5 protein-coding genes are annotated in these 2,511 nt (G+C 38.4%); all 5 read left to right on the top strand.

Going from position 1 to position 2,511, the window contains the following annotated elements:
- Positions 1 to 781: phage tail sheath family protein (locus AC220I_RS21250; protein ID WP_486725872.1), on the top strand; the 781-nt coding region annotated here is incomplete at its 5' end.
- A gap of 59 nt (positions 782 to 840) precedes the next feature.
- The gene (locus AC220I_RS21245) at positions 841 to 1,272 is read left to right on the top strand and encodes a phage tail protein (protein ID WP_486725871.1); all 432 of its coding nucleotides are present in this window, start codon (positions 841 to 843) and stop codon (positions 1,270 to 1,272) included.
- A gap of 32 nt (positions 1,273 to 1,304) precedes the next feature.
- Positions 1,305 to 1,676, top strand: coding sequence for a phage tail assembly protein (locus tag AC220I_RS21240; RefSeq protein ID WP_486725870.1), 372 nt, complete (start codon positions 1,305 to 1,307; stop codon positions 1,674 to 1,676).
- Positions 1,673 to 1,855 (top strand): DUF6760 family protein, encoded by a 183-nt coding sequence (locus tag AC220I_RS21235; protein WP_486725873.1) that lies wholly within the window; start codon positions 1,673 to 1,675, stop codon positions 1,853 to 1,855. The genes AC220I_RS21240 and AC220I_RS21235 overlap by 4 nt, the downstream gene beginning before the upstream one ends.
- Before the next feature lie 5 nt (positions 1,856 to 1,860).
- Positions 1,861 to 2,289, top strand: coding sequence for a phage tail protein (locus AC220I_RS21230; protein WP_486725869.1), 429 nt, complete (start codon positions 1,861 to 1,863; stop codon positions 2,287 to 2,289).
- Positions 2,290 to 2,511: the final 222 nt, after the last annotated feature.

Here is a 2,511-nt window from a genome sequence, read left to right as displayed (position 1 = left end):
TTCTGTAAGCATTATGGCTGTACCTGGAAACGTTGACCCTAACGTACAAATGGCACTTATCGCTCACTGTGAAAATACAAAGAGCAGATTTGCTGTTCTAGATGTTCCAAGAGATGCAGCTAAGGTTGCAGATGTCTTAAAGCATAGAGATATGTATGATTCAGACTATGCTGCAATGTATCATCCTTGGCTTGAAGTGTTTGATCCATTAGATAAAAAGAATACTTATTTACCGCCATCTGGTGCTATGATTGGTATCTATGCAAGAACTGACAACACAAGAGGTGTCTTCAAAGCACCTGCTAACGAAACTGTTTCTGGTGTTGTTGGCCTTAGTACTATTTATGGTAAAGGTGAGCAAGATATTTTAAATCCAAAAGGCGTTAACCTCGTTCGTAGCTTTACTGGACAAGGTATTAGAGTTTGGGGGGCAAGAACTATTTCTTCCAACTCATTATGGAAATATATCAACGTTAGAAGACTCTTCATCTTCTTAGAAGAATCCATCCGTGCCAACACCAATTGGGTTGTATTCGAGCCAAATGATGAAGCGCTTTGGAGTAGAGTAAAACGTACAATCGATGTTTTCTTAACTGGTGTATGGAGAACTGGTGCTCTTGCAGGAACAACTCCTGGTGAAGCATTCTTCGTAGATATCGGTAGAACAACAATGTCTAAAGATGATATTGATAATGGTAGATTAGTCTGCGTTATCGGTGTGGCTCCAGTAAAACCTGCTGAGTTTGTAATCTTTAGAATTACTCAAAAAACCAGTGAATGATCCTAATTTGACCGATTGAAAATACACTTCTAAATAGCTAATGTAAGGAGGAAAATACAATGGCTGAAAGTAAACATCCATATCGTAATTTTAGATTTAGATTGGAAATAGATGGACTTGAAGCAGGTGGCTTCAGTGAAGTATCAGGCTTTGATGCGACAATGGACGTAATTGAATACAGAGAAGGTGACGATGTTATCACACCTAGAAAATTACCGGGCCTTATCAAGTATGGCAATGTGACACTTAAGTGGGGTACTTCAGATTCAATGGTACTTTATGAATGGTTAAATGACATTGCAGAAGGTACTGTAGAAAGAAAAACAGTTACCATTACTTCAATTGATGAAGCTGGTGACGATGCAGCATCATGGCAATTAATCAATTCATGGCCAGTTAAGTACACTGCGCCTGATTTCAATGCAAGTGGTTCAGAGGTTGCTTTTGAATCTATGGAGCTTGCTCATGAAGGCTTAACAAGAACTGCATAATACTTTAAAAACTAGGTGAGGAGGTAAATCATATGGCATTCCAAACGGAATTTAACTTCGTACTCCCTAAGGGTTTTATTGATCAGGATGGCAATTTGCAAAAGGAAGGTGTCATGAGACTCGCAACAGCGGCTGATGAAATCTTACCCATGAAGGATGCGCGCGTTCAACAAAATCCAGGTTATTTGACCATCATTTTGTTATCAAGAGTGATTGTTAAATTAGGGGATCTTAGAGCAATTGATACAAAAACGATTGAAAAACTTTTTACAGCAGATCTAGCCTATCTTCAAGATTTATACACTCGTATCAATCAAATGGAGGTACCGAGCTATGATGCTGTGTGTCCAAGCTGTGGTAACAAATTTGGAGTACATGTTGATTTTTTTCATCAGGAAGGATAGCCCCTTATCCCGTTAACAAATTATACGAAGAAGTGGCTTTTATCGCATACTATTTTCATTGGGACCATGATCATGTTATGGAAATGGATCACAGAGAACGGCGAAAATGGTGTGATGAAATCTCCAGAATTCACAAAAAAGTGAACGATACACCAGACAATATATTTGATATTAGGTGAGGCTTATGGCAAACAATATTTATGATTATGGTATGAACTGGCTCTTTAGAGTTGAAATTGGCGATATGAAAATGAGCTTTAGCAAGGTCTCAGGACTTGATGTTGAGCTTGAATTCGAACCTTATAGTGAAGGTGGCGTCAACGACTACGTGCTGGAATTTCCTAAAAATAAAAAAAGTGGTCATTTGGTTTTAGAGAGAGGAACAGGTGAAATCTCTAAAATGATCAAATGGTTTCAAGATATTCAAGCTGGAAAATTCGTTCGAAAAAATGGCACCATAGAATTATGGAATGAAACCGGAGAGACCATCCGTACTTGGCAGATTGAAAATGCACTGCCTGTTAAGTGGTCTGGTCCAAGCCTAGATGCTGCAGGCAAAGAGATTGCCGTTGAAAAAATCGAGCTTAAGCATTTAGGTCTAAAGGAAAAATAATAGTGATGAAGGAAAGGGGCCTTAAACCCTAAGCCCCTTTCCTTTTAAACAAAGGCGGCTCATATGGTAAATCAACTCATAAAACCACTTATTAAACCTTTTCCAATACTACTAAAATCACAATTTGCCATAGAAATACTATCACATAACAAGGGGCAAGCTATGATTTCGTGGCCACTACTTGATTTAATCTACTTGTTGATGCAAGAAGAACTTGAAGCA

The sequence above is a fragment of the Fusibacter sp. genome, assembly GCF_057447755.1.
This window is presented reverse-complemented; position numbering and strand designations above follow the sequence as displayed.